The 24,593-nt window shown below is 75.1% G+C and carries 22 protein-coding genes; 12 read left to right on the forward strand and 10 right to left on the reverse strand.

Features of this window, described 5'->3' with window-relative positions; genetic code table 11:
- The 5 genes from FB457_RS09220 to FB457_RS09240 are packed head-to-tail and all read left to right on the forward strand — an operon-like array spanning nucleotide 1 to nucleotide 5,984.
- Complete coding sequence (locus tag FB457_RS09220; protein WP_047018668.1) at nucleotides 1-1,542, forward strand: FGGY-family carbohydrate kinase; 1,542 nt, start codon at nucleotides 1-3, stop codon at nucleotides 1,540-1,542.
- A complete protein-coding gene (locus tag FB457_RS09225) occupies nucleotides 1,539-3,083 on the forward strand; it encodes an FGGY-family carbohydrate kinase (protein WP_047020470.1) in 1,545 nt (514 codons plus the stop codon). Before FB457_RS09220 ends, FB457_RS09225 begins: the two co-directional genes overlap by 4 nt.
- Nucleotides 3,080-3,748 carry a histidine phosphatase family protein gene (locus tag FB457_RS09230; protein ID WP_047018667.1) on the forward strand — a complete coding sequence of 223 codons (669 nt, stop codon included), beginning with the start codon at nucleotides 3,080-3,082 and terminating at the stop codon, nucleotides 3,746-3,748. The genes FB457_RS09225 and FB457_RS09230 overlap by 4 nt, the downstream gene beginning before the upstream one ends.
- Nucleotides 3,745-4,773 (forward strand): 2-hydroxyacid dehydrogenase, encoded by a 1,029-nt coding sequence (locus FB457_RS09235; RefSeq protein WP_047018666.1) that lies wholly within the window; start codon nucleotides 3,745-3,747, stop codon nucleotides 4,771-4,773. The genes FB457_RS09230 and FB457_RS09235 overlap by 4 nt, the downstream gene beginning before the upstream one ends.
- A gap of 20 nt (nucleotides 4,774-4,793) precedes the next feature.
- Nucleotides 4,794-5,984: a hypothetical protein gene (locus FB457_RS09240; protein WP_145781450.1), complete on the forward strand. Its 1,191-nt coding sequence runs from the start codon at nucleotides 4,794-4,796 to the stop codon at nucleotides 5,982-5,984.
- Nucleotides 5,985-6,047: 63 nt separating this feature from the next.
- Here the strand turns inward: FB457_RS09240 and msrB are convergent, their stop codons facing one another.
- From msrB to FB457_RS09260, 4 genes are all read right to left on the reverse strand, one after another.
- Nucleotides 6,048-6,467 (reverse strand): peptide-methionine (R)-S-oxide reductase MsrB, encoded by a 420-nt coding sequence (gene msrB, locus FB457_RS09245; RefSeq protein WP_047018664.1) that lies wholly within the window; start codon nucleotides 6,465-6,467, stop codon nucleotides 6,048-6,050.
- Nucleotide 6,468: 1 nt separating this feature from the next.
- Complete coding sequence (murC, locus tag FB457_RS09250; RefSeq protein WP_145781451.1) at nucleotides 6,469-7,878, reverse strand: UDP-N-acetylmuramate--L-alanine ligase; 1,410 nt, start codon at nucleotides 7,876-7,878, stop codon at nucleotides 6,469-6,471.
- Nucleotides 7,879-7,995: 117 nt separating this feature from the next.
- Nucleotides 7,996-8,463, reverse strand: a complete 468-nt coding sequence (locus FB457_RS09255) for a hypothetical protein (RefSeq protein ID WP_047018662.1) — start codon at nucleotides 8,461-8,463, stop codon at nucleotides 7,996-7,998.
- A gap of 106 nt (nucleotides 8,464-8,569) precedes the next feature.
- A complete protein-coding gene (locus tag FB457_RS09260; RefSeq protein ID WP_047018661.1) occupies nucleotides 8,570-9,337 on the reverse strand; it encodes a pyrimidine reductase family protein in 768 nt (255 codons plus the stop codon).
- Between the two features lie 65 nt (nucleotides 9,338-9,402).
- On the opposite strand from FB457_RS09260, the gene zapE reads away from it, so the two are divergent.
- From zapE to FB457_RS09275, 3 genes are all read left to right on the forward strand, one after another.
- Nucleotides 9,403-10,557: a cell division protein ZapE gene (gene zapE / locus FB457_RS09265; protein ID WP_145781453.1), complete on the forward strand. Its 1,155-nt coding sequence runs from the start codon at nucleotides 9,403-9,405 to the stop codon at nucleotides 10,555-10,557.
- Between the two features lie 103 nt (nucleotides 10,558-10,660).
- A complete protein-coding gene (locus FB457_RS09270; protein ID WP_145781455.1) occupies nucleotides 10,661-12,022 on the forward strand; it encodes an alkaline phosphatase PhoX in 1,362 nt (453 codons plus the stop codon).
- A gap of 177 nt (nucleotides 12,023-12,199) precedes the next feature.
- Nucleotides 12,200-13,153: a polysaccharide deacetylase family protein gene (locus tag FB457_RS09275; RefSeq protein ID WP_047018658.1), complete on the forward strand. Its 954-nt coding sequence runs from the start codon at nucleotides 12,200-12,202 to the stop codon at nucleotides 13,151-13,153.
- A gap of 59 nt (nucleotides 13,154-13,212) precedes the next feature.
- Here the strand turns inward: FB457_RS09275 and FB457_RS09280 are convergent, their stop codons facing one another.
- Nucleotides 13,213-13,890 carry an AIM24 family protein gene (locus FB457_RS09280; RefSeq protein WP_047018657.1) on the reverse strand — a complete coding sequence of 226 codons (678 nt, stop codon included), beginning with the start codon at nucleotides 13,888-13,890 and terminating at the stop codon, nucleotides 13,213-13,215.
- 66 nt (nucleotides 13,891-13,956) lie between these two features.
- On the opposite strand from FB457_RS09280, the gene FB457_RS09285 reads away from it, so the two are divergent.
- A complete protein-coding gene (locus tag FB457_RS09285) occupies nucleotides 13,957-14,709 on the forward strand; it encodes a peptidyl-tRNA hydrolase (protein WP_486588966.1) in 753 nt (250 codons plus the stop codon).
- A gap of 193 nt (nucleotides 14,710-14,902) precedes the next feature.
- Here FB457_RS09285 and FB457_RS09290 read toward each other — a convergent pair whose 3' ends face one another.
- Complete coding sequence (locus FB457_RS09290; RefSeq protein WP_047018655.1) at nucleotides 14,903-16,309, reverse strand: FAD-dependent oxidoreductase; 1,407 nt, start codon at nucleotides 16,307-16,309, stop codon at nucleotides 14,903-14,905.
- Between the two features lie 41 nt (nucleotides 16,310-16,350).
- Complete coding sequence (locus FB457_RS09295; protein ID WP_145781459.1) at nucleotides 16,351-17,319, reverse strand: DUF4349 domain-containing protein; 969 nt, start codon at nucleotides 17,317-17,319, stop codon at nucleotides 16,351-16,353.
- A 270-nt stretch (nucleotides 17,320-17,589) separates the two neighbouring features.
- Here FB457_RS09295 and hemG point away from each other — a divergent pair, with 270 nt between their 5' ends.
- Both hemG and hemQ read left to right on the forward strand, forming a co-directional pair.
- Nucleotides 17,590-19,029, forward strand: a complete 1,440-nt coding sequence (gene hemG / locus FB457_RS09300; protein ID WP_145781461.1) for a protoporphyrinogen oxidase — start codon at nucleotides 17,590-17,592, stop codon at nucleotides 19,027-19,029.
- Complete coding sequence (gene hemQ, locus FB457_RS09305; RefSeq protein ID WP_047018652.1) at nucleotides 19,026-19,772, forward strand: hydrogen peroxide-dependent heme synthase; 747 nt, start codon at nucleotides 19,026-19,028, stop codon at nucleotides 19,770-19,772. The genes hemG and hemQ overlap by 4 nt, the downstream gene beginning before the upstream one ends.
- Nucleotides 19,773-19,809: 37 nt before the next feature.
- Here the strand turns inward: hemQ and FB457_RS09310 are convergent, their stop codons facing one another.
- The 3 genes from FB457_RS09310 to hemE form a co-directional block, all read right to left on the reverse strand.
- On the reverse strand, nucleotides 19,810-21,465 hold the full coding sequence (locus FB457_RS09310) for an alpha/beta hydrolase (protein ID WP_486588967.1): 1,656 nt from the start codon (nucleotides 21,463-21,465) through the stop codon (nucleotides 19,810-19,812).
- A 177-nt stretch (nucleotides 21,466-21,642) separates the two neighbouring features.
- Nucleotides 21,643-22,377 carry a TIGR04222 domain-containing membrane protein gene (locus tag FB457_RS09315; protein ID WP_145781463.1) on the reverse strand — a complete coding sequence of 245 codons (735 nt, stop codon included), beginning with the start codon at nucleotides 22,375-22,377 and terminating at the stop codon, nucleotides 21,643-21,645.
- 137 nt (nucleotides 22,378-22,514) lie between these two features.
- The gene (hemE, locus tag FB457_RS09320) at nucleotides 22,515-23,522 is read right to left on the reverse strand and encodes a uroporphyrinogen decarboxylase (protein WP_253911655.1); all 1,008 of its coding nucleotides are present in this window, start codon (nucleotides 23,520-23,522) and stop codon (nucleotides 22,515-22,517) included.
- A gap of 191 nt (nucleotides 23,523-23,713) precedes the next feature.
- Here hemE and FB457_RS09325 point away from each other — a divergent pair, with 191 nt between their 5' ends.
- Nucleotides 23,714-24,406: a DUF3000 domain-containing protein gene (locus FB457_RS09325; RefSeq protein WP_047018648.1), complete on the forward strand. Its 693-nt coding sequence runs from the start codon at nucleotides 23,714-23,716 to the stop codon at nucleotides 24,404-24,406.
- Nucleotides 24,407-24,593: the final 187 nt, after the last annotated feature.

A 24,593-nucleotide genomic window follows, 5' to 3' on the forward strand; every position in this document is an offset into this window, starting at 1 on the left:
ATGGGTGAAGCGGACCTGACCGCCCTCGCGATCGACGCCGGCACCACCGTCGTCAAGGTCGTCGGCTACGGCCCGGACGGCGCGGAGCTGACGGTCGGCCGGCGCCCGACGCGGGTGACGCGGCCCCGGCCGGGCTGGGCCGAGCAGGACATGACCGACGTGTGGGACGCGGTGGCCTCCGCCGTACGGGAGGTGGTCGCCGCGCTGCCCGCGCCGCCCGCGTTCGTCGCGGTGACCGGGCAGGGTGACGGAGCCTGGCTGATCGACGGCGCGGGCCGGCCCACCGGCCCCGCGGTGCTCTGGAACGACGGCCGCGCCGCCGGCATCGTCGGCGACTGGGAGCGGGACGGGACCGTGGACGAGGCGTTCCGCATCTGCGGCTCGCGGCTGTCCACCGGCATGCCGAACGCGGTCCTGGCGTGGCTGCGCGCGCACGACCCGGACCGCGCCGCCCGCTCCCGGCACCTGCTGACCTGCGGCGGCTGGCTCTTCTACAAGCTCACCGGGCAGCCCGCCGTGGACGAGTCGGAGGCCGCGGCGCCGTTCCTGGACATCGCCGGGCGCACCTGGTCGGACCGGCTGTTCGAGCTGTACGGGGTGGAGTGGGCCCGCGAGCTGCTGCCGCCGCTGCGCGACGACGACCACCGCGTCACCCCCCTCGGCGCCGCCGCCGGCGCCGAGACCGGGCTGCCGGAGGGCATCCCCGTGGTGCTCGCCCCGTACGACATCTGCGCCACCGCGATCGGCTCGGGCGCGGTCAGCGCGGGCCGCGCGTGCACCATCCTCGGTACCACGCTCTCCACCGAGATCGTCACCGACGCGCCCCCCGCGCCCGGCCCCGCGGACACCCCGGTGGGCATCACCGTCCCGCTCGGCGTGCCCGGCCACTACCTGCGCGCCTTCCCCACGATGAGCGGCGGCGACATGCTCGACTGGGGCGCCAGGCTCCTCGGTCTCTCCTCCGCCGCCGAGCTGATGGAGCTGGCCGAGCGCGGCTCCGCGGACACCGCGGGGGTGCGGTTCATGCCGTACCTCTCCCCCGCCGGCGAGCGCGCGCCGTTCTTCGACCCGGCCGCCCGCGGCTCGCTGACCGGACTGTCGCTGGACAGCGGCCGCGAGGACGTGGCGCGCGCGGTGGTGGAGGGGGTCACCCTGGCGATCCGCGACTGCCTCGCGGCCTCACCCGCGGAGCCCGGTCTGCTGACGCTCAGCGGCGGGGGCACCCGCAGCGGGTTCTGGATGCGGCTGATCTCCGACGTCACGGGCGTACCGGTGGCGGTCCCCGCCGACACCGAGATCGGCGCCCGCGGCGCGTGGCTGACCGGCGCCGTCGCGACCGGCCGGGAGCCGGACTTCGCGACGGCGGCGGCGCACCGGGTGCGTATCGCGGCGTCGTACGAACCGGACCCCGCCCGCGCCGCGGACGGCCGCTACGCCGAGTTCCTGGAACTGCGCGACCTGCACCGGCCGGTGTGGGCGCTGGGCCGGGAGCGTACGGCCGGCGGGACCGGATCCGCGCACGCGGGTGGAGCCGGCGCATGACCCACCCGGCTCCGGACGCCTGGCTCGGCATCGACCTGGGCACACAGGGCGTCCGCGCGGTGGCCGCCGACTCCGCCGGGCACCTGCTCGGCACGGGCACGGCCCCGCTCACCAGCGACCGGCGCGACGGCCGCCACGAGCAGGACCCGGACGAGTGGTGGCACGCGGTCTGCGCCGCGGTCGGGCAGGCCCGCGCGGCGGGCGCGGACCCGCGCCGGATCCGCGCCGTGGCCGTCGACGCCACCTCCGGCACCGTCACCCTCACCGACCGCCGCGGGCGCGCCGTCACGCCCGCGCTGATGTACGACGACGGGCGCGCCGCCGCCGAGGCCGAGAAGGTCAACGAGGCCGGCGAGGCGCAGTGGACCCGGGCCGGCTACCGGCGGATGCAGCGCTCCTGGGGGCTGCCGAAGCTGCGCTGGCTGCTCGACCGGCATCCGCGGGCCGCCGCGGACGGCTGGCGGCTCGCCCACCAGAACGACGTGGTCAACCGCCGGCTCGTCGGCCACGACGTACCGGCCGACACCAGCAACGCGCTCAAGACCGGCGCCGACGCCGCCACCGTGACCTGGCCCGATGAGGTCTTCGCGGACCTCGGCATCCCGGCCGGGGTGCTGCCGGGACTGGTGCCGCCGGGGACCGTGCTCGGGGAGGTCTCGGCCGCCGCGGCGGCGGAGACCGGCCTGCGCGCGGGCACCCCGGTGGTCGCCGGGATGACCGACGGCTGCGCCGCCCAACTGGGCTCCGGGGCCACGGCGGTGGGGAGCTGGAACTCCGTCATGGGCACCACGCTGGTGCTCAAGGGCGTGACCGCGGACCTGGTCCACGACCCGGCGGGCGTCATGTACTCGCACCGCTCGCCCGCGGGCACCTGGCTGCCGGGCGGCGCGTCCAGCGTCGGGGCCGGGCTGGTGGCGCGGGAGTTCGCGGGCGCCGACCTGGACCGGCTGACGGCCGGGGCGGCGGAGCTGCTGCCGACCGGGCTGCTGCGCTATCCGCTGGTCTCGCCCGGGGAGCGGTTCCCGTTCGTCGCGCCAGAGGCGACGGCGTTCCGCAGCCGCGAGGCGGCGGGCCCGGCCGAGGACTTCGCGGCGCTGCTCCAGGGGGCCGCGTACGTCGAGCGGCTCTGCTTCGACTACGCCGACCTGCTCGGCGCGCCCGCCACCGGGGCCGTCGTCCTCACCGGCGGCGCGACCCGCAACCCGGTGTGGAACCAGCTCCGCGCCGACGTCCTGCGCCGCCCGGTGACGCTGCCGCGCCACGCGCAGCCGGCGCTGGGGATGGCCGTCCTGGCCGCCGCCGCCCTCGACGGCACCGGCACCGATACCGACTCCGGCGGCGCCGCCGGCAGCCCCGCCGCGGGCGGCGCCCTGGACCGCGCCGCCGCCGCGATGGTCCGGGCCGACCGCACCGTCGAGCCCCGCGACCCGTACCGATCCGCCCACGACGAGGGCTATGTCCGGCTCGTCGACCTGCTGGCCCGGCGCGGCTGGCTGCCCGAGGTCGTCGCGGCCCACGCACGAGAGAGGACCGCGTCATGAGCCTCAACGTCATCTTCGTCCGGCACGGGGAGAGCGTCTGGCACGGCGAGAACCGCTACGCGGGCGCCACCGACATCGACCTCACGGACCACGGCCGCGACCAGGCCGCCGCCCTCGCCGACTGGGCGGCGCAGGCGGGGCTTACGGCCGTATGGTCCTCGCCGATGCTGCGCTGCCGGCAGACGGCGGCGGGCAGCGCGGCGGCCGCGGGGCTGCCGCTCCACCTCGACCCGCGCCTGCGCGAGCTGGACTTCGGCGTCGCCGAGGGGCTGACCCGCGCCGAGATGCGCGAGCGGATGCCCGAGGCGGTGGCGTCGTTCGAGGCCGACCCGGTGGCCAGCCACTTCCCCGAGGGGGAGGATCCGGCGGCGGTCGTCGAGCGGTACGTGGCCTTCCTCGCCGACCTGCGCGCGGAGCACGACACCGGTGCGCAGGGCGACGGCAAGCAGACGGGCGGCAAGGAGAGCGACGGGCGGATACTCGTCGTCGCCCACTCCACCGCCATCCGGCTCACCCTCTGCCGGCTGCTCGACCTGCCGCTGCGCGACTACCGCCGTCGCTTCCCCCACCTGGCCAACTGCGCCCTCAACGAGCTGGTCCTCAGCGACGGCACGCCCTCGCTGCTGACGCTGAACCGCCCCGTGACCCCGGGAGTCCCCGCGTGACCACCATCCTCGCCGCCGGCGACCACTTCGTCCGCAACGACCTGCTCCGCGACCGGCTCCGCCCGGTCGCCCCCGACGCCGACGTCCGCGAACTCACCCTGCCCTGGCCCGTCGAGCCGTTCGGCCCGGTGGCCGAGGTGAAGGAGGCGTCGGGCACGGAGGACCAGCTCATCGAGGCCCTGGACGGCGCCGAGATCTGTGTGACGCAGATGGCGCCGCTCACCGAGCGGATCCTCGCCGCGAGCCCGGCCCTGCGGCTGTTCTGCGTCAGCCGCGGCGGCCCCGTCAACGCCAACCTGGACGCCGCCACCCGCCACGGCGTCGCCGTCACCTACGCCCCCGGCCGTAACGCCACCGCCACCGCCGAGCACACCGTGGCCCTGATGCTGGCCGCCGCCCGCCGGGTCCCCGCCACCCACGCGGACCTGGCGGCCGGCGTCTGGCGCGGCGACTACTACCGCTACGAGGCCGTCGGCCCGGAGCTGGCGGGCAGCACGGTCGGCATCGTCGGCTACGGCGCCATCGGCTCCCGCGTGGCCCGTATCGCCCGCGGCTTCGGCGCCCGCGTGCTCGTCGCCGACCCGTTCGCCGAGGCGGCGGCCATCGCGCCGGACGAACTGGTCGAGCTGCCCGAGCTGATGAACCGTTCCGCCTTCGTCACCGTGCATGCCCGCGCCACCCCGCAGACCGAGGGGCTGATCTCCCGCGAGCTGATCGGCCTCATGCCCGCCGGCGCCGTCCTCGTCAACTGCGCCCGCGGCTCCCTCGTCGACTACGACGCGGTCTGCGACGCCCTCGACGAAGGCCGGCTCTTCGGCGCCGCGTTCGACGTGTTCCCCGTCGAACCGCTGCCCGCTGACTCGCGACTGCCCCGTACCCCGGGCGTCGTGACGACCCCCCACCTGGCCGGCGCCAGCCGCCAGACCGCCCACAACGCGGCCGGCATGGTCGCCACCGAGGTCGGCCACCACCTGGCCGGCCGGCCCTTGATCCACTGCGCGAATCCGGAAGTGCGTAACCGATGAACCCGTGGAAAGGAACCCGCATGCGCGGCAAGTACCGTACGGCCAGAGCGGCCGTCGTCGCCGGCATAGCCGTCCCCGCCCTCCTGCTCACCGCCGCCCCGGCAGGCTTCGCGGCCGCCACCGCACCCGCCGCCGCCCCCGCGGCCAAGCCGCTCCCGCCCGACCTGCCCACCCACATCGAAGGCGGCGCGTGGCCGACGAGCCACGTCCAGGGCGTCACCGTCGACACCGAACGCAACTTCGTCTACTGGTCGTTCACGCAGATGCTGGTCAAGACCGACCTCGACGGCAACGTGATCGGCACCGTCGAGGGCCTCACCGGGCACCTCGGCGAAATCGACCTCAGCGACCGCGACGGCCGCGTCTACGGCTCGCTCGAGTACAAGGCGGAAGAGGCGTTCTACATCGCCGTCTTCGACGTGGACAAGATCGACCGGGTCGGCATGAACGCCGAGACCGACGGCGTGATGACCGCCGTGCACCTCGACGAGGTCGTCGCGGACTTCACCGCCGACATGAACGGCGACGGTGTCTTCGACGGCGACACCGCGAACACCCCCGACCACCGCTACGGCTGCTCCGGCATCGACGGCGTCTCCTTCGGCCCGGAGTTCGGCAAGCGCGGCGGGGTGCAGAAGCTGATGGTCGCGTACGGCGTGTACTCCAACACCACGCGCGCGGACAACGACCACCAGGTCATCCTGGAATACGACGTGCGCGACTGGCGCCGCTACGAGCGCCCGCTGTCGCAGGCGGAACCGCACCGCAGCGGCCCGAAGCGGACCGACGGCAAGTACTTCGCGTACACCGGCAACACCACCTATGGCGTGCAGAACCTCCAGTACGACCCGTACACCCGCAACTGGATCATGGCGGTCTACGACGGGGTGAAGGAGGGCTTCCCGAACTACTCGTTCTTCACCGTCGACGGCTCGAAGAAGCCGGTGCGCGGCGAGATCAAGGGCCAGGCGAAGCCCGAGGAGGGCAAGCTCCTCACGCTGCGCGACGCGGGCCTGAACGACCCGGCGACGGGCGTGCGCGGCTGGGAGTTCCACGGCAACTACGGCATCGACGCGCTGGGCGACGGCCGCTACTACGTCGCCGAGGGCCGGGCGGTGACCGAGGACGGCGTGCGCAAGCAGGAGGGCGAGGTCTACCTCTACCGCTGGACGGGCGAGACCCCGACCCCGTTCGCACGCGTCGAGGACTGACGCGGGGCGCTCTCGCGCCTCCCGGGCCCGCGCGTATCGGGGGCGGGCCCGGGGGCCCGGCGGTTACTGCCCGCTGGAATCACCGGCGGGCAGCAGCCGCAGGGAGACGGAGTTGATGCAGTAGCGCTGGTCGGTCGGCGTCGGGTAGCCCTCGCCGCTGAAGACGTGGCCCAGGTGGGAGCCGCAGCGGGCGCAGCGCACCTCGGTACGGGCCATGCCCAGGGAGCGGTCCTCCAGCAGCTCGACGGCCTCGCTCTGCGCGGGGTCGTAGAAGCTCGGCCAGCCGCAGTGGCTCTCGAACTTCTCCGTGGAGCGGAAGAGCTCCGCGCCGCAGGCCCGGCACTCGTAGACGCCCTCGGTCTTGGTGTCGGTGTACTCGCCGGTAAAGGCGGGTTCCGTGCCCGCCCGCCGGAGCACGCGGTACTCCTCGGGCGACAGCTCCGCGCGCCACTGCTCGTCCGGCTTGTCGACCTCGTATGTCATCTCAGCCCTCCAGTCGGGACAGGATCCGGGGTCCCAGCTCGGTGACGTCCCCTGCCCCCATGGTGAGAACGAGATCACCGGGCTTCGCCATTCCGGCGACGAGGCCGGGGACGGCGGCCATGTCGGGCGCGAAGGTGACGTCCGCGCCCTGCGCGCGGGCGGCATCGATGATGATGTCGCTGGTCACGCCGGGGATGGGGTCTTCGCGGGCGGGATAGATGCCGAGCACCAGGGAGGCGTCGGCGAGCGCGAGGGCCTGGCCCATCTCGGTGCCCAGCTCGCGGGTGCGCGAGAACAGGTGCGGCTGGAAGACGACGAGGATGCGGCCGGAGCGGCCGCCGTGGCCGTCGTCCGCGGCGGCCCGCACGGCCTCCAGGTCGGCGCTCATCTCCGTGGGGTGGTGCGCGTACGTGTCCACGACCCGGACGCCCCCCGCCGTGCCCTTGGGCTGCAGCCGCCGGCCGACGCCCGTGAAGGACGCCAGCGCGGGCGCCAGCTCCGCGGCGGGCACGCCGGCCGCGGCGCCTGCGGCCAGGGCTGCGACGGCGTTGTGGGCGTAGTGGCGGCCGGGGACGGAGACGCCGAAGGTGAGCTTGGCGCCGTCGAGCACCACGGCGACCTCGCTGGCCAGACCCTTGGGGGTGACGGAGAGCACGCGCGCGTCGGCGTCGGGCGACTCGCCGTAGGTCACCGTACGTACGCCGCTCGCGGCCAGCCGCCCGGTCAGCTCCCGGGCGCCCGGGTGGTCGGCGGAGACGACGAGGGTGCCGCCGGGGACGATGCGGGCGGCGAAGGTCTCGAAGGAGGCGTAGATCTCCTCCAGCGAGGCGTAGTTGGCGTGGTGGTCCAGCTCGACGTTGAGGACGATGGCGACCTCGGGCGCGTACTTGTGGAAGCTGCGGTCGCTCTCGTCCGCCTCGGCGACGAAGAGGTCGCCGGTGCCGTGGTGCGCGTTGGAGCCGGGGGCGTCGATATCGCCCCCGATGGCATACGACGGGTCGCGGCCGAGGCTGCGCAGTGCGACGGCGAGCATCGAGGTGGTCGTCGTCTTGCCGTGGGTGCCGGCGACGGCGATGGGGCGCAGCCCGTCCATAACGGCGGCGAGCGCGTCGGAGCGGTGCACGACGGGCAGCCCGCGCGCGCGGGCGGCGGCCAGCTCGGGGTTGTCCTCGCGGATGGCGGAGGAGACGACGACGGCGCTGGCCCCGGGGTCCAGGTGCCCGGCGGCGTGGCCGAGGTGCACGACGGCGCCCAGCTCGCGGAGCGCGGCGACCGTGCCGGACTCGCGGGCGTCGCTGCCGGCGACGGCGGCGCCGCGCTGGGCGAGGATCTTCGCGATGCCCGACATACCGGCGCCGCCGATGCCTACGAAGTGCGGACTCTCCAGCGTGGGCGGGATCCCCGGGGTCATGTGGTGCGCTCCTTGGGCTCGGGTGGGACGCGACGATTCTCGCACCCCGCACCGACAGTCCGGTGCCGCCGCCGGGCGCGGGCGGCGCGTGGCCCCCGTCCCGGCGCGCGGCCGGGTTCAGCCTTCGTGCGCGAAGAGCTTCAGCACCGGCACGCCGACCTTGTGGCGGGCCCGGGAGGCCCAGTCGCGGTGGAAGAACTCCTCCACCAGGTGCGGCGCGGTGAGCACGATGACCTCGTCGGCCTGCGTCTGCTCCACGACGGACTGCAGCAGGTCGAGCGGGTGCCGGTCGACGATCTCGCCGACGGCCTCCGCTCCCTTCTCGCGCAGCGCCTGCAGGGAGTGCTCCAGCGCCAGCTTGGCGGTGGGCAGCGCCTCGCGCCCCTCCGGCTCGTCCGTCTCGCGGACCGCGTCCTCAAGCTCTCCGAGGGCTACGTCGTCGAGCGCCCGCAACAGCACTCCCTGGTCGCCGCGGGGTTGCAGCAGCACGACGAAGCTGACGGGCTCCTGACCGTGGAGCGTGGTGACCATCTCCACATCCACGGGTGCGAGCGGCTTCTCGATCATCAGGACGGTGGTGAACACGATGAACGCCCTTCTTCCGCACAGGCACACAGACCACGTCAGAAACGATCCTGCCGACTCAGTCTGCCCCAGCACGGCTAAGCGGAACGTGATATTCCGCAGATTGTCAGAACCGACGGTAACGCGTGAACAGGAAGCCGGCCTCCTCCATGACCGACTCCAGGCCGAGGCCCAGCGGCTCCGCCGCCGAGGCGGTGCCGTGCATGATCCGGGGCCCGTCTCCCAGCGCCACCCGGGGCGCCAGGGTCAGGCACAGCTCGTCGAGCACCCCCGCCCGGGCGAAGCGGCCCAGCGCCGAGGGGCCGCCCTCCGTCAGCAGCCGCCGGTGCCCGCGCTCCGCGAGCGCGGCGACGGCCGCCGCCGGGTCTGCGCCCCGGCCCTCCCCCGCGACCACGACCTCCACCCCCGCCGCCCGGGCCGCGGCGACCCGCTCCGCGGGCGCCTGTGCGCCCGTGAGCAGCAGCGTCGGCACGGCCGGCGCGGTGAAGAGCGGCAGCGAGAAGTCCAGGTCGAAGGAGGCGGTGAGGACCGCGACGGGCGGCGCGGGGGTCTGGCCCGCCACGGCCCTGCGGGCGGCGAACGCCTCGCGGACGCGGGCCGGCCGGTACCCCTCCAGGCGTACCGTTTCTGCACCCACGACCACCACGTCGGCCAGCGCCCGCAGCACGCCGAAGAGGCGCATGTCCGCCGGGGACGACAGCGGCTGGGAGCGCCCGTCGAAGGCCGCGGCGCCGTCGACGGAGCTGACCATGTTGGCCCGCAGCCAGACGCCGTCCCCCGGGGGGTATGCGTAGGCGTCCGCGAGTTCGTCCAGGGACCACTCGCGGTCGGCGAGGGCGGACGGATCTGCGGGTACGGGCAGCAGGCGGCGCATATGCGGCAGTGTGGCATGACGTACTGGTGTACGGCTTGCCGAGGCATCGACCGTACAGTGAGAACGTGTCCCCTTCCGCCTCCGCCTCCATCGCCGACACGCCCGGCGGCATAGCCCCGGGCGTGCTCACCGGCCGCGAGCCGCGCGTGCCCGCCGAACGGCTGGTCGCCGAGCTGGTGCCGCCGCCGCGCTTCGACGCGGTGCGCTTCTCGACGTACGTGCCGGACCCGGCCCGCCCCAGTCAGGCGGAGGCCGTACGCGCCCTCGCCGCCTTCGCCGCCGGGCTCGGCGGCGGCGCCACCGCGGTGGGCGGCCGGCGGCCCTGGTGGCGGCGGGCGCCGAAGGAGCCCGCCGGGCCGCGCGGGGTGTATCTGGACGGCGGCTTCGGCGTCGGCAAGACGCACCTGCTGGCCTCCCTCTGGCACGCCACCGAGGCGGCGCCCGAGCTGAAGGGCTTCTGCACCTTCGTCGAGCTGACGAACCTGGTGGGCGCGCTGGGCTTCCAGCAGACGGTACGCACCCTCGGGGACCACCGGCTGCTGTGCATCGACGAGTTCGAGCTGGACGACCCCGGCGACACCGTGCTGGTCTCCAGCCTCCTCGGCAAGCTCGTCGACTCCGGCGTCGCGCTGGCCGCCACCTCCAACACCCTGCCGGGCAAGCTGGGCGAGGGCCGCTTCGCCGCGGCCGACTTCCTGCGCGAGATACAGGGCCTGGCGGACCGCTTCCGCCCGCTGCGCATCGACGGCGAGGACTACCGCCACCGCGGGCTGCCAGCAGCCCCCGCCCCGCTGACCGACGAAGCCGTCGGCCGCGCCGCCCACACCGTCCCCGGGGCGACGCTCGACGCCTTCCCCGACCTCCTCGGCCACCTCGCGCGGGTCCACCCCAGCCGCTACGGCGCGCTCACCGACGGCGTACGCACCGTCTGCCTGACCGGCGTGCGGCCGGTGGCCGACGAGGCGACGGCGCTGCGGCTCGTGGTGCTCGCGGACCGGCTGTACGACCGGGAGATACCCGTGCTCGCCTCCGGCGTGCCGTTCGACCGGCTCTTCGGCGACGACATGCTCGCCGGCGGGTACCGCAAGAAGTACTTTCGCGCGATATCCCGGCTCACCGCGCTGGCCCGCGACGCCCGCTCTGACGTGGAAAAACGGGACAGCACGGACGACTCCGCGGCGGTCGGCGGCAGCGGCGGCACACTGCCGCCACAGGAGTAGACCCTTCACACACCTCTCACCTGGTTCACTTTCAGTTCACCGAGTGGTACACACGGTCGGGTCACCGTTTTCCTGTCCGTCAGCAGGGAGTTGGTCTTTCCGCATGGCTGCAACACGACGTCAGGTTCTCGCCCGTACCGGCGCGCTGGGCGCCGGCATCGCCTTCACCGGAAGCGTCTCCGAGCTGTACGCCGGCACCGCCGCCGCGCACGCCCCGCAGGACGCCGGCTACGGCCCGCTCGTCCCCGACCCCAACGGCCTCCTCGACCTCCCCAAGGGCTTCGAGTACCGGGTGCTCTCCCGCGAGGGCGACCAACTGCTCTCCGGCGAGGGCGCCGTGCCCAGCAACCACGACGGCATGGCCGCCTTCCGCGCCCGCGGCGGAGACGTCCGGCTCGTCCGCAACCACGAGAACCGCCCCACCGCGACCCACCGCGTCCCCGCCGTCGACGGCCTCACGTACGACCCGATGGGCATGGGCGGCTGCACCGTGCTGGAGGTCGGCAGGGACGGCGAACTCGAGGGCGAGCGCGTCGGCATCGCCGGCACCGCGGTCAACTGCGCCGGCGGGCCCAGCCTCTGGGGCACCTGGCTGACCTGCGAGGAGACCGAGGACAAGGCCGGCACCAACGGGTACACCAAGGACCACGGCTTCATCTTCGAGGTCGACCCCGTCGACCCGCACGAGAGCGGTGCCGAGCCGCTCACCGCGATGGGCCGCTTCCAGCACGAGGCCGTCGCCTTCGACCCGTCCAACGGCGTCGTCTACGAGACGGAGGACGCCTTCCAGCATCCGTTCGGGCTCTTCTACCGCTTCCTGCCGAAGAAGCCCAAGGGCGGCCTCGGCTCCCTGCGGGCCGGCGGCGAGCTGCAGGCCATGCGGGTGCCGGACGTGCCGGATCTGTCGGTGGTCGAGGAGATCGGCACCACGTTCGACAACGTCGAGTGGATCGAGGTCCCCGACCCGCTGGCGGCCGAGACCCCGATCCGCCACCAGGACTTCGGGCGCCCCATGTCGCACGCGCAGAAGCTGGAGGGCTGCTACTGGGGCGGCACGTCGGTCTACTTCGTCTCCAGCTTCGCCAAGTCCTCCGAGGGCTCGGGCGGCGACCACTTCGGCCAGGTGTGGCGCTACACCCCGCGGACCAACGAGCTGAAGCTCGTCATCCGCTTCGGCCCCGACCACGGCGTCGACACCCCCGGCGAGTCCCCCGACAACATCGCCCTGTCGCCGACGGGCGGCCTCTTCCTCTGCGAGGACGGCGGCGGCGAGCAGCACGTGTACGGGGTCTCGCGGCGCGGCGAGGTCTTCGCGGTGGCGCGCAACCGGCAGAACACGGGCAGCGCGGAGGACCCGGAGTACGGCGAGTTCGCCGGCGTCACCTTCTCGCCGAACGGCCGGACGATGTACGTGAACTGCTACGCGCCCGGCACCACGTTCGCCATCACCGGCCCCTGGCGGTAGCCCGCCCGGCAGGTAGCGCCGCACGAGGCGGCATCGGCACGGCGCCCGGCGCCGGCACGGCGGAGGACCGGTTCAGACCCGTCCGCCGCCGGGCCGGCGCCGCGGCGTGTCGTAGCCCGTTCACCCGGGCGCTCGCTCCGGCGCGCGCGCCCCCGGAAGCGCTCTTACGCTCCCCGCATGATCGACTTCCGGCGCCCGCGCCCCGCCCGCGCGGCCCTCGTCGCGCTGCTCGCCCTCTTCCTCCCGGCGTGCGCCCAGCCGTCCGCGCCCTCCGCTCCCCCGGCACCGGTCGGCGCGCCCGCGGCCCGGGAGCACAGCGACCACCCGGCCGCGTACGGGACGGCGCGACCGCCGAAGGAGCCGGAGGGCGGGGCCCGGGGCGGGACCCTGCGCGAGGCGCGCGGCGGGGCGCGCGAGAAGGCGCACGGGGAGGCCAAGGCGGCCCGCGCGGGGCTCGCGCCGGTGTGGCGGCACGGCGCGCGCGGGGGCGTGGGCGGCAAGCGCGTCGCGCTCACCTTCGACGCCGACATGATGGCCGACCAGCACGACCGCGCCGACGCCGGCGAGCGGTTCGACAACCCCGGTCTCATCGCCGCGCTACGGCAGCTGAAGGTGCCCGCGACCGTCTTCATGACCGGCACCTGGGCCGCCCGCTACCCCGGCCAGGCCCGCGCCATCGGCCGCGACCCCCTCTTCGAGGTGGCCAACCACTCCTACAGCCATCGCGCCTTCGCCACCCCCTGCTACGGCCTGCCCGGGGTCGACCCCGGCACCATGCGCGCCGAGGTCGAGCGGACCTTCGCCGAACTGCGCCGCGCGGGCGTGCCCGCGCCCGTCCCGTACTTCCGCTTCCCCGGCGGCTGTTACGACGACGCGGCGCTGCGCGCCCTCGCCCCGACGGGCGTGACCGCCGTGCAGTGGGACGTCCCCAGCGGCGACGCGTTCGCCACCGACCCGGGCGCGGTGGCGGAGGAGGTGCTGACGCGGGTGCGGCCGGGTTCCGTGGTGGTCCTGCACGTCACGCGCAGCGCGGCGCCGGTCACCGAGCAGGCGGTGCGCGAGATCGTGCCGGAGCTGCGCCGGCGCGGCTACGGCTTCGCCAGGGTCTCCGAGCTGATGGCGGCGCGCTGAGGCCCGTACGGGACGGGCCGCGGCGGCACCCTCGCCCCCCCCCGCCGCGGCGTCCCCGGTCACCCGGTGGGCGCCCCCGCGCCGGTCTCGCTCGGCCGCACCACGACGAAGCCCTCGCCGTCCAGCCGGAGCTGCATGACCTCGCCGGAGCCGCCGCGGATCATCGACCCGAAGCTCTGCGAGCGGTGCAGCCCCGTCTGGAGCTGGGTGCTCCAGCCGACGACGGCGTCGGTGTCGACGAAGACCGGATAGCCAGGCGAGACGGGGATGACGATCGGGGTGCCGTCGCACACCACGCCCAGCCGGCCCTGGCCGGTGAAGACGCTGTTGAACAGCCCGCCGCCCGCCATGCCCGCGCCCTTGACCACCTTGATGTCGTACGACAGCGTCGAGTCGAAGCACAGCACGTTGCGCCCGTTGAGTGTGAGGCTGTCGTTCGGCTGGTCGAAGTCCAGGATGAAGCAGTTGGCCGCGCTCAGCGCGAACCAGCACTCTCCCTGCCCCTTCACCGACATGAGCGCCAGGCCCTCGCCGGTGACCGCGCGCTTGAGGAACTGCCCCGCCCCCTGGCCCTTCTTCTCGAACTGCAGATTGCCCCGGTAGGCGATCATCGCGCCCTGCCGGGCCAGGCACTCGCCGTTGACGGCGTACTTGATCGACTTGGCGTTCTGCAGAGTCATGCCGACCTGCGTGGCAGGCTCGGCCATGTTTTCCTTAGCGAACAAATCACTGCGCATACGGGCATGATCCGCCGGAATCCCTTCCTCCGCCAAGCGGGCTGCGCCCCTGGCACACTTGATCGTGTGACCGGCACCGAGACCAGCCCCTTCCAGCACGAGGCGGTGAGCCGCGACGACCTGCCGCAGTTCGTCCTCCCCCTCGTCGTACGCATCGAGCGCACCGGCCCGCCCACGCGCACCGACGCCCTCCAGACGGCGGCGCGGGCGGTGCTGGTCCTGCTGGCGGACGAGCGCAGCACGGGCGAGGGCCCCTGGGCCCGGGCGGTACGGGACTGGCAGGACGCGCGGATCCGCAAGGTGGTGCGGCGGGCCCGGGGCGCGGAGTGGCGCCGGGCGGAGGCGCTGCCCGGGATCACGGTGACGTCGGCGGCCGGCGGGGGCGCTGCGGACGGCCCGGCCCCCGGGCCCGGTGCCGCCGAGGTGCGGGTCTTCCCGCCCGTACCGCTCGACGGCTGGCCCAAGGACCTCGCCCGGCTCCAGGTCTCCGGCACCGACCTCGACGATCCCGAGCCCCCTTCCTCGCCCCCGGCCGGCGTCCCGGTGCTGTGGCTGGCGACGGGGCTCGGCATGACCGCGGGCAAGGCCATGGCCCAGGCGGGCCACGGCGCCCAGCTCGCCTGGTGGGAGCTGGGCGACGAGGAGCGCGCGGCCTGGCGCGCCGCCGGCTTCCCCCTCGCCGTCCGCACGGCCGCGCCGGAGCACTGGGCGGAGCTGGTCGCGAGCGGGCTGCCGGTGGTCAGGGACGCCGGGTACACGGAGATCGCGGCGGGCAGTTGCACGGTCGTCGCCGACCACCCCGCGCTCCGTACCGGCTGACCCGCGGCGGCCGTACGGGCACGCGCGCGTAAGACGCCCCTCGCGGTGCACGCGCGCATACGGGCGCGGGCGCGGCCGGCGCCGCTACTCCGCCACCCCGCACGCCCAGCGCCACCAGCGTGCCGCCGAGCAGCGGCTCCCGGATCCGGCTCACCCGGCCCGTACAGGCCGGGCGAGCCGGGCCGCCGTCGCGTCAGCCGCCGTCTGTCTCACGTGCGTCCTCCGCGACGGCCGCCGCCGCCTTGCGCGCCGCGACCAGCACCGGGTCCCACACCGGCGAGAACGGCGGCGCGTACCCCAGGTCCAGGGCCGTCATCTGCTCCACCGTCATGCCCGCCGTCAGCGCCACCGCCGCGATGTCCACGCGCTTGCCCGCGCCCTCGCGGCCGACGATCTGCACCCCGAGCAGCCGCCCCGTGCGCCGCTCCGCGAGCATCTTGACGTGCATCAGCGCGGCCCGCGGGTAGTAACCGGCGCGGCTGGTCGACCGGATGGTCACCGTCACGTACTGCAGGCCCACTTCGCGCGCCTGCGCCTCCAGCAGACCCGTACGGGCGATCTCCAGATCGCACACCTTGCTGACGGCCGTGCCGACCACGCCGGGGAACGTGCCGAAGCCGCCGCCGACGTTGCGGCCGATGACCTGCCCGTGCTTGTTGGCGTGCGTCCCCAGCGGGATGTACCGCTCGCGGCCCGAGACCAGGTCGAGCACCTCCACGCAGTCGCCGCCCGCCCACACGTTCTCCTGCCCCCGCACCCGCATCGCCAGGTCCGTCAGCAGCCCGCCGGACTCGCCCAGCGGCAGCCCCGCGTCCCGCGCGAGCCCGGTCTCCGGGCGCACTCCGAGGCCCAGGACGACGACGTCCGCCGGATACTCGCCGTTGGCCGTGGCCACGCCGCGCACCTCGCCGTCCGTGCCGGTGAGGATCTCGGTGACCTCGGCGCCGGTGACGATCCCGATGCCGTTGCCGTTCATCGCCTCGTGCACCAGCCCGCCCATGTCGGGGTCGAGGGTGTTCATGGGCTGTTCTGCGCGTTCCAGCACGGTGACGTGGATCCCGCGGTGGCAGAACGCCTCCGCCATCTCCACCCCGATGTACCCGGCGCCCACCACGACCGCGTGCCGCACCTGCTGCTTCTCCAGCCGGTCCAGCAGCTCCTGGCCGTCGTCCAGGCTCTGCACCCCGTGCACTCCGGGAGCGTCGATACCGGGCAGCGGCGGGCGCAGCGGCCGGGCGCCGGTGGCGATGACGAGGTGGTCGAAGCCGTGCCAGCGCTCCTGTGCGCCGGCCTCCTCGTCGAGGGCACGGGTGCGGACGCACTGCCGGTCGAGGTCGATCTCCGTGACCTCGGTGCGCATCCGCAGGTCGATGCCGCGCGCGCGGTGCTCCTCCGGGGTACGGGCGATGAGCTGGTCCCGCTCGGGGACCTCGCCGCCGACCCAGTACGGGATCCCGCAGGCGGAGTACGACGTGAACCGGCCGCGCTCGAACGCGGTGATCTCCAGCTCGTCCGGCGTCCGCATCCGGCGTGCCTGCGACGCCGCGGACATGCCCGCCGCATCGCCGCCGATGACCACCATCCGCTGCTTGGCCCCCATGACGCTCCCTTTCGTCGCCGTGCAGGACACGCTACGACGGGTTACTCCGGCTCGCCGCCCTGGGGTGTCGGCTGCCCGGGGAAGGGACTGGGCGGCGGGGCGATGTGCCGGCGCGGCAGCCGGCCGCGCAGCCACCGCCAGGCAAGGGCGAGCAGGACGAGGAGCGCGGCGAAGGGCAGCGACGCGGAAACGGCGATCAGCACCCCGCGCAGGCCCGTGACGAAGGCGTCCCAGCCGCCGGCCAGCGCGTCGGTGACGCCGGTGCCGTCGTCCTCGTCCGCCGGGGGCGCTGCGGCGGGCCGGCGCAGCTCCAGGGTGATCGTGCCGAGTTCCGTGCGCTCCTTGAGCGAGGACTGCTGGGCGAGGAGCGCTTCCAGGTCGGCCTGGCGGGTGCCGAGTTCCCCCTCCAGGGTGACGACGTCAGCGAGTTTCGTGGCGTCGTCCATCAGGTCCCTGATGCGTGCGACGCTCGCGCGCTGGGACCGTACCCGGCTGTCGACGTCCACGACCTCGTCGGTGACGTCCTTCACCTCCACGTCGCGGTCGACGACGCGGCCCAGCTCCGCGAGGTCGCCGAGGACGGCGTCGTACTCCCCCGCGGGGACCCGCAGGGTGAGCCTGGCGCGCGCGGGGGCGCCGGGCTCCTGGCTGGTCGACTCGTCGCCGACGTAGCCGCCGGCGCCCTCGGCGAGCGTGCGGGCGGAGTCGGCGGCTCCGGCCAGGTCCTTGGTACGGATGGTGATCGCGGCGGTGCGGACGAGGGCCTGCGGCGCGAGGGCGACGCCCTCGGCGGCGGTGGCGCCGCCGCGGGGTGCGGACGAGTCGGCGGAGTCACCGCCGGCGTCGGCGCCGCCGTCTTCGCGCGGTGCCGCCCCCTGCGCCTTGGCGTCGTCACGGGCGGAGCCGCCGTCGGCGGAGTCCGCCCCGCTGCCGGAGCAGCCGCCGACGGCGAGTGCGGCGGCGAGCAGCGCGGCGGCGAGCGCGGGTCTGGTGCTGATACGTGCGGGCATCGTCGAACCCCCCAGGTGTCGGGTCTGTGCTGCTTCGACGGGGCGGCGGGCGCGGAGGTTCGGGACGGCGGGTCCCGGAAGGGTCACGATCGGACTACGCGGAGGGCGCGGCGCGCCGGGCGAGGGTCCCGGCGGGTGCGTGCGAGGGCTTCGGTGGCGCGCGGCGGGCTCGTTCGCCGTCGCCTCCGGGGGTCTCGTACGCGGGGCGTCGGCGCGGGATGTCCACAGGCTCGCACGGCGTGTCCGCGGCGGTCTGAGACAGTGGCTTGCATGAGCAGCGCACAGCCCGCGGAGCCCGGGCCGCCCAGGGTCGTCGTCATCGGCGGCGGCATCGCCGGACTCGCCGCAGCGCACCGGCTGCTGGCCGGCGGCGCGCGGGTCACGGTGCTGGAGGCAGGCACCCGGCTCGGCGGCAAGCTGCACGCGGGCGAGGTGGCCGGCGTGCCGGCCGACCTCGGCGCGGAGGCCCTGCTGGCGCGCCGCCCGGAGGCCGTCGGCCTCGCCCGCGCGGTGGGGCTCGCCGACGCGCTGCAGCCGGTGGCGGCGGGCGGCGCGGCGGTCTGGACCCGCGGCAGGCTGCGGCCGCTGCCCGGCGGCCAGGTGATGGGCGTCCCCGGCGACCTGGACCGGCTGGCGGCGGCGGAGGTGCTGTCTCCCGAGGGCCTGTCGCGGGTCGCCCGCGAGGCGGAGCTGCCGCCGGCGGAGCCGGGCGAGGACGTGGCGATCGGCGCGTTCGTCGCCGAAAGGCTGGGTGCGGAGGTCACCGACCGGCTGGTGGAGCCGCTGCTGGGCGGGGTGTACGCGGGCGACGCGTACCGGCTGTCGATGCGCGCCGCGGTCCCGCAGTTGTTCGCGGCGCTGCGCGAGGAGCGGACGCTGCTGGGCGCGGCGCGGGCGGTGCAGTCCCGCGGCGCGGCCGCGGGCCCGTCGCGGGCGCCGGTGTTCATGGGCATCGAGGGCGGCGTCGGCCGCCTGCCGGCGGCGGTGGCGGAGGCGGTGCGGGAGGCGGGCGGCGAGATCGTCCTCGGCACGGAGGTCGCGTCGCTGGAGCGCAGGGGAGGTTTCCCCGGCCCCGCCCCCGCCCGGTGGCGGGTTCTCGCCGGGGGGCGGGCCTACGACGCCGATGCCGTCGTGCTCGCCGTGCCGGCCGCCGCTGCCGCGCGGCTGGTGCGGGGGGTCGCGCCGCGGGCCGCCGCGGAGTTCGACGGGGTGCGGTACGCCTCCATGGCGCTGATCACCCTCGCCCTCCCCCGCCGGGAGGCCGAGGCCCAGTTGCCCGCCGGGACCGGCTTCCTCGTGCCGCCGGTCGACGGGCGGACCATCAAGGCGTCGACGTTCTCCTCCGCCAAGTGGCACTGGGCCGGCGACGACGACGTCTTCCTCCTGCGCACCTCCGTCGGCCGCATCGACGACGACAAGACCCTCGAACGGGACGACGCGGACCTCGTCACCGCCTCTCTCGACGACCTCCGCGCCGCCACCGGGCTCGCCGCCCGCCCGGTCGCGAGCCGCGTCAGCCGGTGGCGCGGCGCCCTGCCGCAGTACGAGGTCGGGCACGACGCCCGCGTGGCCCGCATCCGCGGCACGCTGCCCGCCGGGCTCGCGGTGTGCGGCGCGCTCTACGACGGCGTGGGCATCCCCGCCTGCATCGCGAGCGCGCACCGGGCCGCCGACGAGTTGCTGGGGCGCCCTGGGACAATGACCGCATGAGTGACGCAACCCCCCCGCCGGCCGACGCGCCCGCGGCTCCGTCCCGCTCCGCGAACGCCGGCAAGAAGGCCAAGGACCTCAACGAGGTCATCCGCTACACCCTCTGGTCCGTCTTCCGGCTCCGCGACGCCCTCCCCGAGGACCGCGCGGGCTACGCGGACGAGGTGACCGAGCTCTTCGAGCAGCTCGCCGCGGAGGACGTCGTCGTGCGCGGCACGTACGACGTGTCCGGGCTGCGCGCCGACGCGGACGTCATGATCTGGTGGCACGCGGAGAGCTCCGACGCGCTGCAGGAGGCGTACAACCTCTTCCGCCGCACCCGCCTCGGCCGCGCCCTCGCGCCGGTCTGGTCGAACATGGCGCTGCACCGCCCCGCCGAGTTCAACAAGTCGCACATCCCGGCGTTCCTCGCGGACGAGACCCCGCGCGCGTACGTGAGCGTGTACCCGTTCGTCCGCTCCTACGACTGGTACCTGCTGCCGGACGAGGACCGCCGCCGCATGCTCGCCGACCACGGCAAGATGGCCCGCGGCTTCCCGGACGTGCGCGCCAACACGGTGCCCTCGTTCTCCCTCGGCGACTACGAGTGGATCCTCGCCTTCGAGGCCGACGAACTGCACCGCATCGTGGACCTGATGCGCCACCTGCGCGGGTCCGAGGCGCGGCTGCACGTCCGCGAGGAGGTGCCGTTCTACACCGGCCGCCGCAAGCCGGTCGCGGAGCTGGTCGCCTCCCTCGCCTGACCCCGGCGCCGGCGGTCCCCGGTCCGGCGCGCCGGCCTCAGGCGAGCGCCGGGCCGCCCGTTCCCGGCGCTGCCGACCGCTTCCCGCCCCGCTCCGCCTTCGGCTCCGGGTGCGGTGCGCAGCTCACGTCGCCGGGCGTGCGGCCGGTCAGCAGGTACGAGTCGACGTGCTTGTTGACGCAGCCGTTCCCGCCCCCGGCGAGCCCGTGCGACCCGGCGTCCTTCTCCGTCACCAGGTCCGCCGAGCCGCCAAGCCGCCGCGCGAGCTCCCGCGCGCCGTCGTACGGCGTGGCCGCGTCGCGCTCGGCGGCGAGGAGGAGCACCGGCGGCAGCTCGCCGGCGTCGGTGCGCACGTCGAGGGGCTGCTGCCGCGGGCCGGTCCAGAACGCGCACGGCAGGTTCATCCAGGCGTTCGCCCACGTCTCGAACGGCGCCACGCGCGCGAGCCGGCTGTTGTCGCGGTCCCAGGTCTCCCAGTCCGTGGGCCAGGGCGCGTCGTTGCACTCGACGGCGGTGTAGACGGCGTTGCCGTTCTCCTCCGCCGCGTTGTCCGACGGGTCGTCGGCCGCGAACTCCACCAGCGTCCTCTGCTTGCCGCCCAGGAAGTCCGCGAGCGCGGTGGCGGCCTGCGCCCAGTACCCGTCGGCGTATGCCGCACGCAGGAAGCCCGCCTGCAACTGGGCCGTGCCCACCCGCCCGCCGGCCGGCTCCTTCTCGATCGTCTCCCGGGCCCGCTCGTACGCCGCCGCCACCTCCCACCGGGTGCGGCCGAGGTGGTAGACGTCGTCGTGCTTGGCGACCCACCGCTGCCAGTCGGCCCAGCGCTCCTCGAACGCGGCGGACTGGCGCAGGTTGTTGCCGTACCAGATCTGCCGCGGGTCGGGGTCGACGGGGCTGTCGAAGACCATGCGGCGCACGTGGTCCGGGTAGAGGGCGGCGTACAGGCTGCCGAAGTAGGTGCCGTAGGAGGCGCCGAGGTAGGTGAGCTTGCGCTCGCCGAGCGCGGCGCGCAGCACGTCGAGGTCGCGGGCGTTGTTGAGGGACGTGTAGTGCCGCAGGCCCGCGATCTCCGCGCAGCCGTCGGCGTACGCGCGCGCCTTCTCGACCCGGGCGCGCTTCTCGCGCTCCGAGGGTCGCTCGGAGGTGTTCGACGGCGCCTTCATGAACTCCCCGGGGTTCTGGCAGGACAGCGCGCCGGAGCGCTGGACGCCGCGCGGGGCGTAGCCGACGAAGTCGTACGCCTCGGCCAGCCGCCGCCACTCCGGCGAACGGCTCAGCAGCGGGAAGTACGTGCCGGAACCGCCGGGTCCGCCGGGGTTGAAGACGAGCTTGCCCTGGCGCTCGGCGCGCGGTCCCGTGGCCCCGATGTGGCTGACGGTGAGCTTGAGCTGCCGGCCGCCGGGATCCGCGTAGTCCAGCGGCACGGCGACGGTGCCGCACTCGATGGGATTCGGCAGCCCCTCCGCCGCCGGGCAGGGGCCGTAGTCGACCCCGGCCTTCGCGGCGCGGGCGGCGGCGACGGCGACCCCGCGGGCCCCGGGCCCTTCGGCCGCCCGGGAGACGGGGGCGGGGGCGTGGGCGGGGGCGGGGGCGGGGGCGGGGGCGCCCGAGCGTGCGGCGTCGGCGGCGGGGGCCGCGGCGAGGCCGGTGAGAGCGAGCGAACCGAGGATTCCGTACAGCACTGCTGCTCTCACGAAGGGCCCTTCCGGCGTGACGAGGCGTGGCGAGGGGCGATGAGGCGTGGCGAACGGCCGCGCGGAGCGGCGTGCGCGACGGGAGTAAAAGAGGGTAAAAGTGATAATTCTTGGCGGAGTTGCTGATGTAAAGGACCCGGGCGGGGGTGTCGCGGTGCACGTCGGCCCGGACGGGACCTAGCGCGCGAGCGCGGCGCGCATCTCCGGGTCGGGCAGCGCGGCGGGCCCGTGGACGGCGAGTCCGGTGAGCAGCGAATCCGCCTCGTCGAGGGTGGCGAGCAGCCCGCGGCCGTCGGGCGTGGCCCAGCGCGTGTACTCGCCGACCTCCAGCCGGGCTATCGCCAGACAGCCGCAGACAAGTATCAGCGGCAGCACGAACCAGCCCGCGATCGGCTCCTGCTCCGGTGGCCGCAGCGCCAGCGCGGCGGTCCCGGCGCCGAGCACCACCACCCCCGCGATCCGTACCTGCCGCACCGCGGCGCGCACGGCGGACCGGATCGGCGCGGGCACCGCGAGCCCGGCCGCGGCGAGGCCGTCGTCCAGGTCGCGCAGCGCGTCGGCGGCGGAGGCGGCGGCGCGGATGGCCGGAATCGTGTTCTGCCCGCCGGACCCGGCGGCGGCGATCACCGCCCGCTCGACGGGGTCGCGCCCCTCGGGCGCCGCGACGGTCGCCCAGCCGGTGTGCGCGAGCAGCAACCGCCGCTCCCGCGCCAGCGCGACCAGGGTGACGTCGACGACCCGCCGCGGCCCGCCGGCGAGGAAGGCGGCCTCGTACAGGGTCAGCTCACGCGCCCTGCGGACCTGCGCCGGCTCGGGCTCCGGCTGTGCCGCGGCGACGGAACCGACGAGGACCAGTCGCCCGCACGTCAGCAGCGCGGCCGCCCAGGCGACGAGCGCGAAGCACACCCACATGGCGGTGTTCTACGCGATCGGGGGTACAGGGCGCCAGTCCTATCTTTCCGAACGCGGCCGTGATAGCGGGGTGTTGCGGACCCGTTGCCGACAGCAACCCGTACGGGCGGACCGGCCGGGCGGGAGTCAGGTCGGAGTCAGCGGGCCGAGGACTCGTGCACGTACTCCACGAGCCGCGTGAGCGCGTCCGGGTCCGTCGTCGGCAGCACCCCGTGGCCGAGGTTGAACACGTGCCCCTCCAGCCCCGCCGCCGCCTGAAGCACCTCGCCGGCCTTGGCCTCCATCGCCTCGCGGGGCGCGAAGAGCACCGCCGGGTCGAGATTGCCCTGCAGCGCCTTGCCGGGGCCGGCGCGGCGCGCCGCCTCGTCCAGCGGCACCCGCCAGTCGACGCCGACGACGTCGGCGCCGGACTCGCCCATCGCGGTCAGCAGCTCGCCGGTGCCGACGCCGAAGTGGATACGCGGCACGCCGTACCCGGCGACGGCCGCGAAGACCTCGGCCGACGCGGGCAGCACCGCGCGCCGGTAGTCGGCGGGGGCCAGCGCGCCCGCCCAGGAGTCGAAGAGCTGCACAGCGGAGGCGCCGGCCTCGATCTGCACCCGCAGGAACGCCGCCGTGATGCCCGCGAGCCGGCCGACCAGCTCGGCCCAGAGCTCCGGGGCGCCGTACATCATCGCCTTGGTGTGCTCGTGGTTGCGCGAAGGGCCGCCCTCGACCAGGTAGCTGGCCAGCGTGAACGGCGCCCCGGCGAAGCCGATGAGCGGCGTCGCGCCCAGCTCCTCCGTCAGCCGGCCCACGGCCTCGGTCACGTACGGCACGTCGTCGGGCTCCAGCGGGCGGAGCTGCGCGAGGTCCGCGCGGCTGCGGACCGGCTGGGCGACGACGGGCCCGACGCCCGGTTTGATGTCGAGGTCGACGCCGATGGCCTTGAGCGGCACGACGATGTCGCTGAAGAGGATCGCGGCGTCCACGCCGTGCCGCCGTACGGGCTGCAGCGTGATCTCGGTGACGAGGTCGGGCCGCCGGCACGAGTCGAGCATGGCGATGCCCTCGCGCAGCCGCCGGTACTCGGGCAGCGACCGGCCCGCCTGCCGCATGAACCACACGGGTGTGTGCGGCACCGGTTCGCGCCGGCATGCGCGCAGGAACGCGGAGTCGGCGGCCGGGCCCGCGGGGGCGGTGGCCGTGGAAGCGGCACCGGCGGTGGACGTGGCGGAGGGGCGGGGGGCGCTGTCGGCACTCACCCCAGCATCTTCGCACGGGCGTGGGAGTCGAGATCCGGCCACCCGGGTGTCCCGCAGCGCTTCTGCACGCCGCGCCCCCTAGTCTTCCGGGCATGGTTGCGGCTCCTGGACACCTCGTCGACGAACCCGATGGCCCCCCGGAAGGACGGCCGGGGGGCGGAGCGCTGCCGCCCCCGTTCCGGCGGGCCGTCGAGGCGCTCGACTCCGCTGCGGTACGACCCGAAGTGACCCTGCGGTCGACGCGTGCGCCGCGGGGCATCGCCCCGTTCGCGTACGCCCTGGAGGCGGACGTCGAGGAGGGCGCGGAGGGGGACGCCGAGCCCGCCGACGGGCGGCTGGTGCTGCTGCACGACCCGGACGGGCAGGACACCTGGCGCGGTACGTTCCGCTTCGTCACGCTGCTCCGCGCGGAGCTGGAGCCGGAGATGGCCGCGGACCCGCTGCTGCCGGACGTGTGCTGGTCCTGGCTGACCGGCGCGCTGGACACCCGCGGGCTGAGCTACGGCGAGCCCAGCGGCACGGTGACGCGCGCGTCCTCGCACCACTTCGGCGGGCTGGCGGAGCGCGGCACGACGACGAAGGTCGAGATCCGGGCGTCCTGGACGCCGCAGCCGTCGCGCGCGGCCGGGGACGGCGCACCGGACGCGGCGGCGCACCTGGCGGCGTGGGTGGAGATGCTGTGCCAGTGCGCGGGCCTGCCGCCGGCCGCGCCGCCGGCGGCGCCGGAGCCGGACGCCGCGCCGATCGTGTCGCTGCCGCAGCGCCGCGGCTCGCGCCGGCGCTGAGCGCGCGGCCCCGGGGCCGGGACGGCGCAGTCGATCGCCTATCCGAATTGTCCGTTTTTTTCTCACTAATTCGTGATCATTGCCTAAAGCCCCTCCGGGCTCCTGCCGAAGACGTGAGAGACCTTCCGTACGCGGCCCGTACGCGACACGGAACGTCCCGGCTCTCCCAGCCGGCCCCGTCCCCGCA

The sequence above is a fragment of the Streptomyces sp. CNZ287 genome, assembly GCF_007827615.1.

Bases quoted from the DNA above. Each gene is read 5' to 3' on its own strand.
- FB457_RS09260 (WP_047018661.1), bottom strand. From the start codon at position 9,337: ATGCGCCGCCTGCTGCCCGTACCCGCAGATCCGTCCGCCCTCGCCGAC.
- FB457_RS09240 (WP_145781450.1), top strand. From the start codon at position 4,794: ATGCGCGGCAAGTACCGTACGGCCAGAGCGGCCGTCGTCGCCGGCATA.
- hemQ (WP_047018652.1), top strand. From the start codon at position 19,026: ATGAGTGACGCAACCCCCCCGCCGGCCGACGCGCCCGCGGCTCCGTCC.
- FB457_RS09230 (WP_047018667.1), top strand. From the start codon at position 3,080: ATGAGCCTCAACGTCATCTTCGTCCGGCACGGGGAGAGCGTCTGGCAC.
- FB457_RS09315 (WP_145781463.1), bottom strand. From the start codon at position 22,377: ATGTGGGTGTGCTTCGCGCTCGTCGCCTGGGCGGCCGCGCTGCTGACG.
- FB457_RS09275 (WP_047018658.1), top strand. From the start codon at position 12,200: ATGATCGACTTCCGGCGCCCGCGCCCCGCCCGCGCGGCCCTCGTCGCG.
- FB457_RS09225 (WP_047020470.1), top strand. From the start codon at position 1,539: ATGACCCACCCGGCTCCGGACGCCTGGCTCGGCATCGACCTGGGCACA.
- FB457_RS09270 (WP_145781455.1), top strand. From the start codon at position 10,661: ATGGCTGCAACACGACGTCAGGTTCTCGCCCGTACCGGCGCGCTGGGC.
- FB457_RS09325 (WP_047018648.1), top strand. From the start codon at position 23,714: ATGGTTGCGGCTCCTGGACACCTCGTCGACGAACCCGATGGCCCCCCG.
- FB457_RS09280 (WP_047018657.1), bottom strand. From the start codon at position 13,890: ATGCGCAGTGATTTGTTCGCTAAGGAAAACATGGCCGAGCCTGCCACG.
- msrB (WP_047018664.1), bottom strand. From the start codon at position 6,467: ATGACATACGAGGTCGACAAGCCGGACGAGCAGTGGCGCGCGGAGCTG.
- hemG (WP_145781461.1), top strand. From the start codon at position 17,590: ATGAGCAGCGCACAGCCCGCGGAGCCCGGGCCGCCCAGGGTCGTCGTC.
- FB457_RS09290 (WP_047018655.1), bottom strand. From the start codon at position 16,309: ATGGGGGCCAAGCAGCGGATGGTGGTCATCGGCGGCGATGCGGCGGGC.
- FB457_RS09220 (WP_047018668.1), top strand. From the start codon at position 1: ATGGGTGAAGCGGACCTGACCGCCCTCGCGATCGACGCCGGCACCACC.
- murC (WP_145781451.1), bottom strand. From the start codon at position 7,878: ATGACCCCGGGGATCCCGCCCACGCTGGAGAGTCCGCACTTCGTAGGC.
- FB457_RS09295 (WP_145781459.1), bottom strand. From the start codon at position 17,319: ATGCCCGCACGTATCAGCACCAGACCCGCGCTCGCCGCCGCGCTGCTC.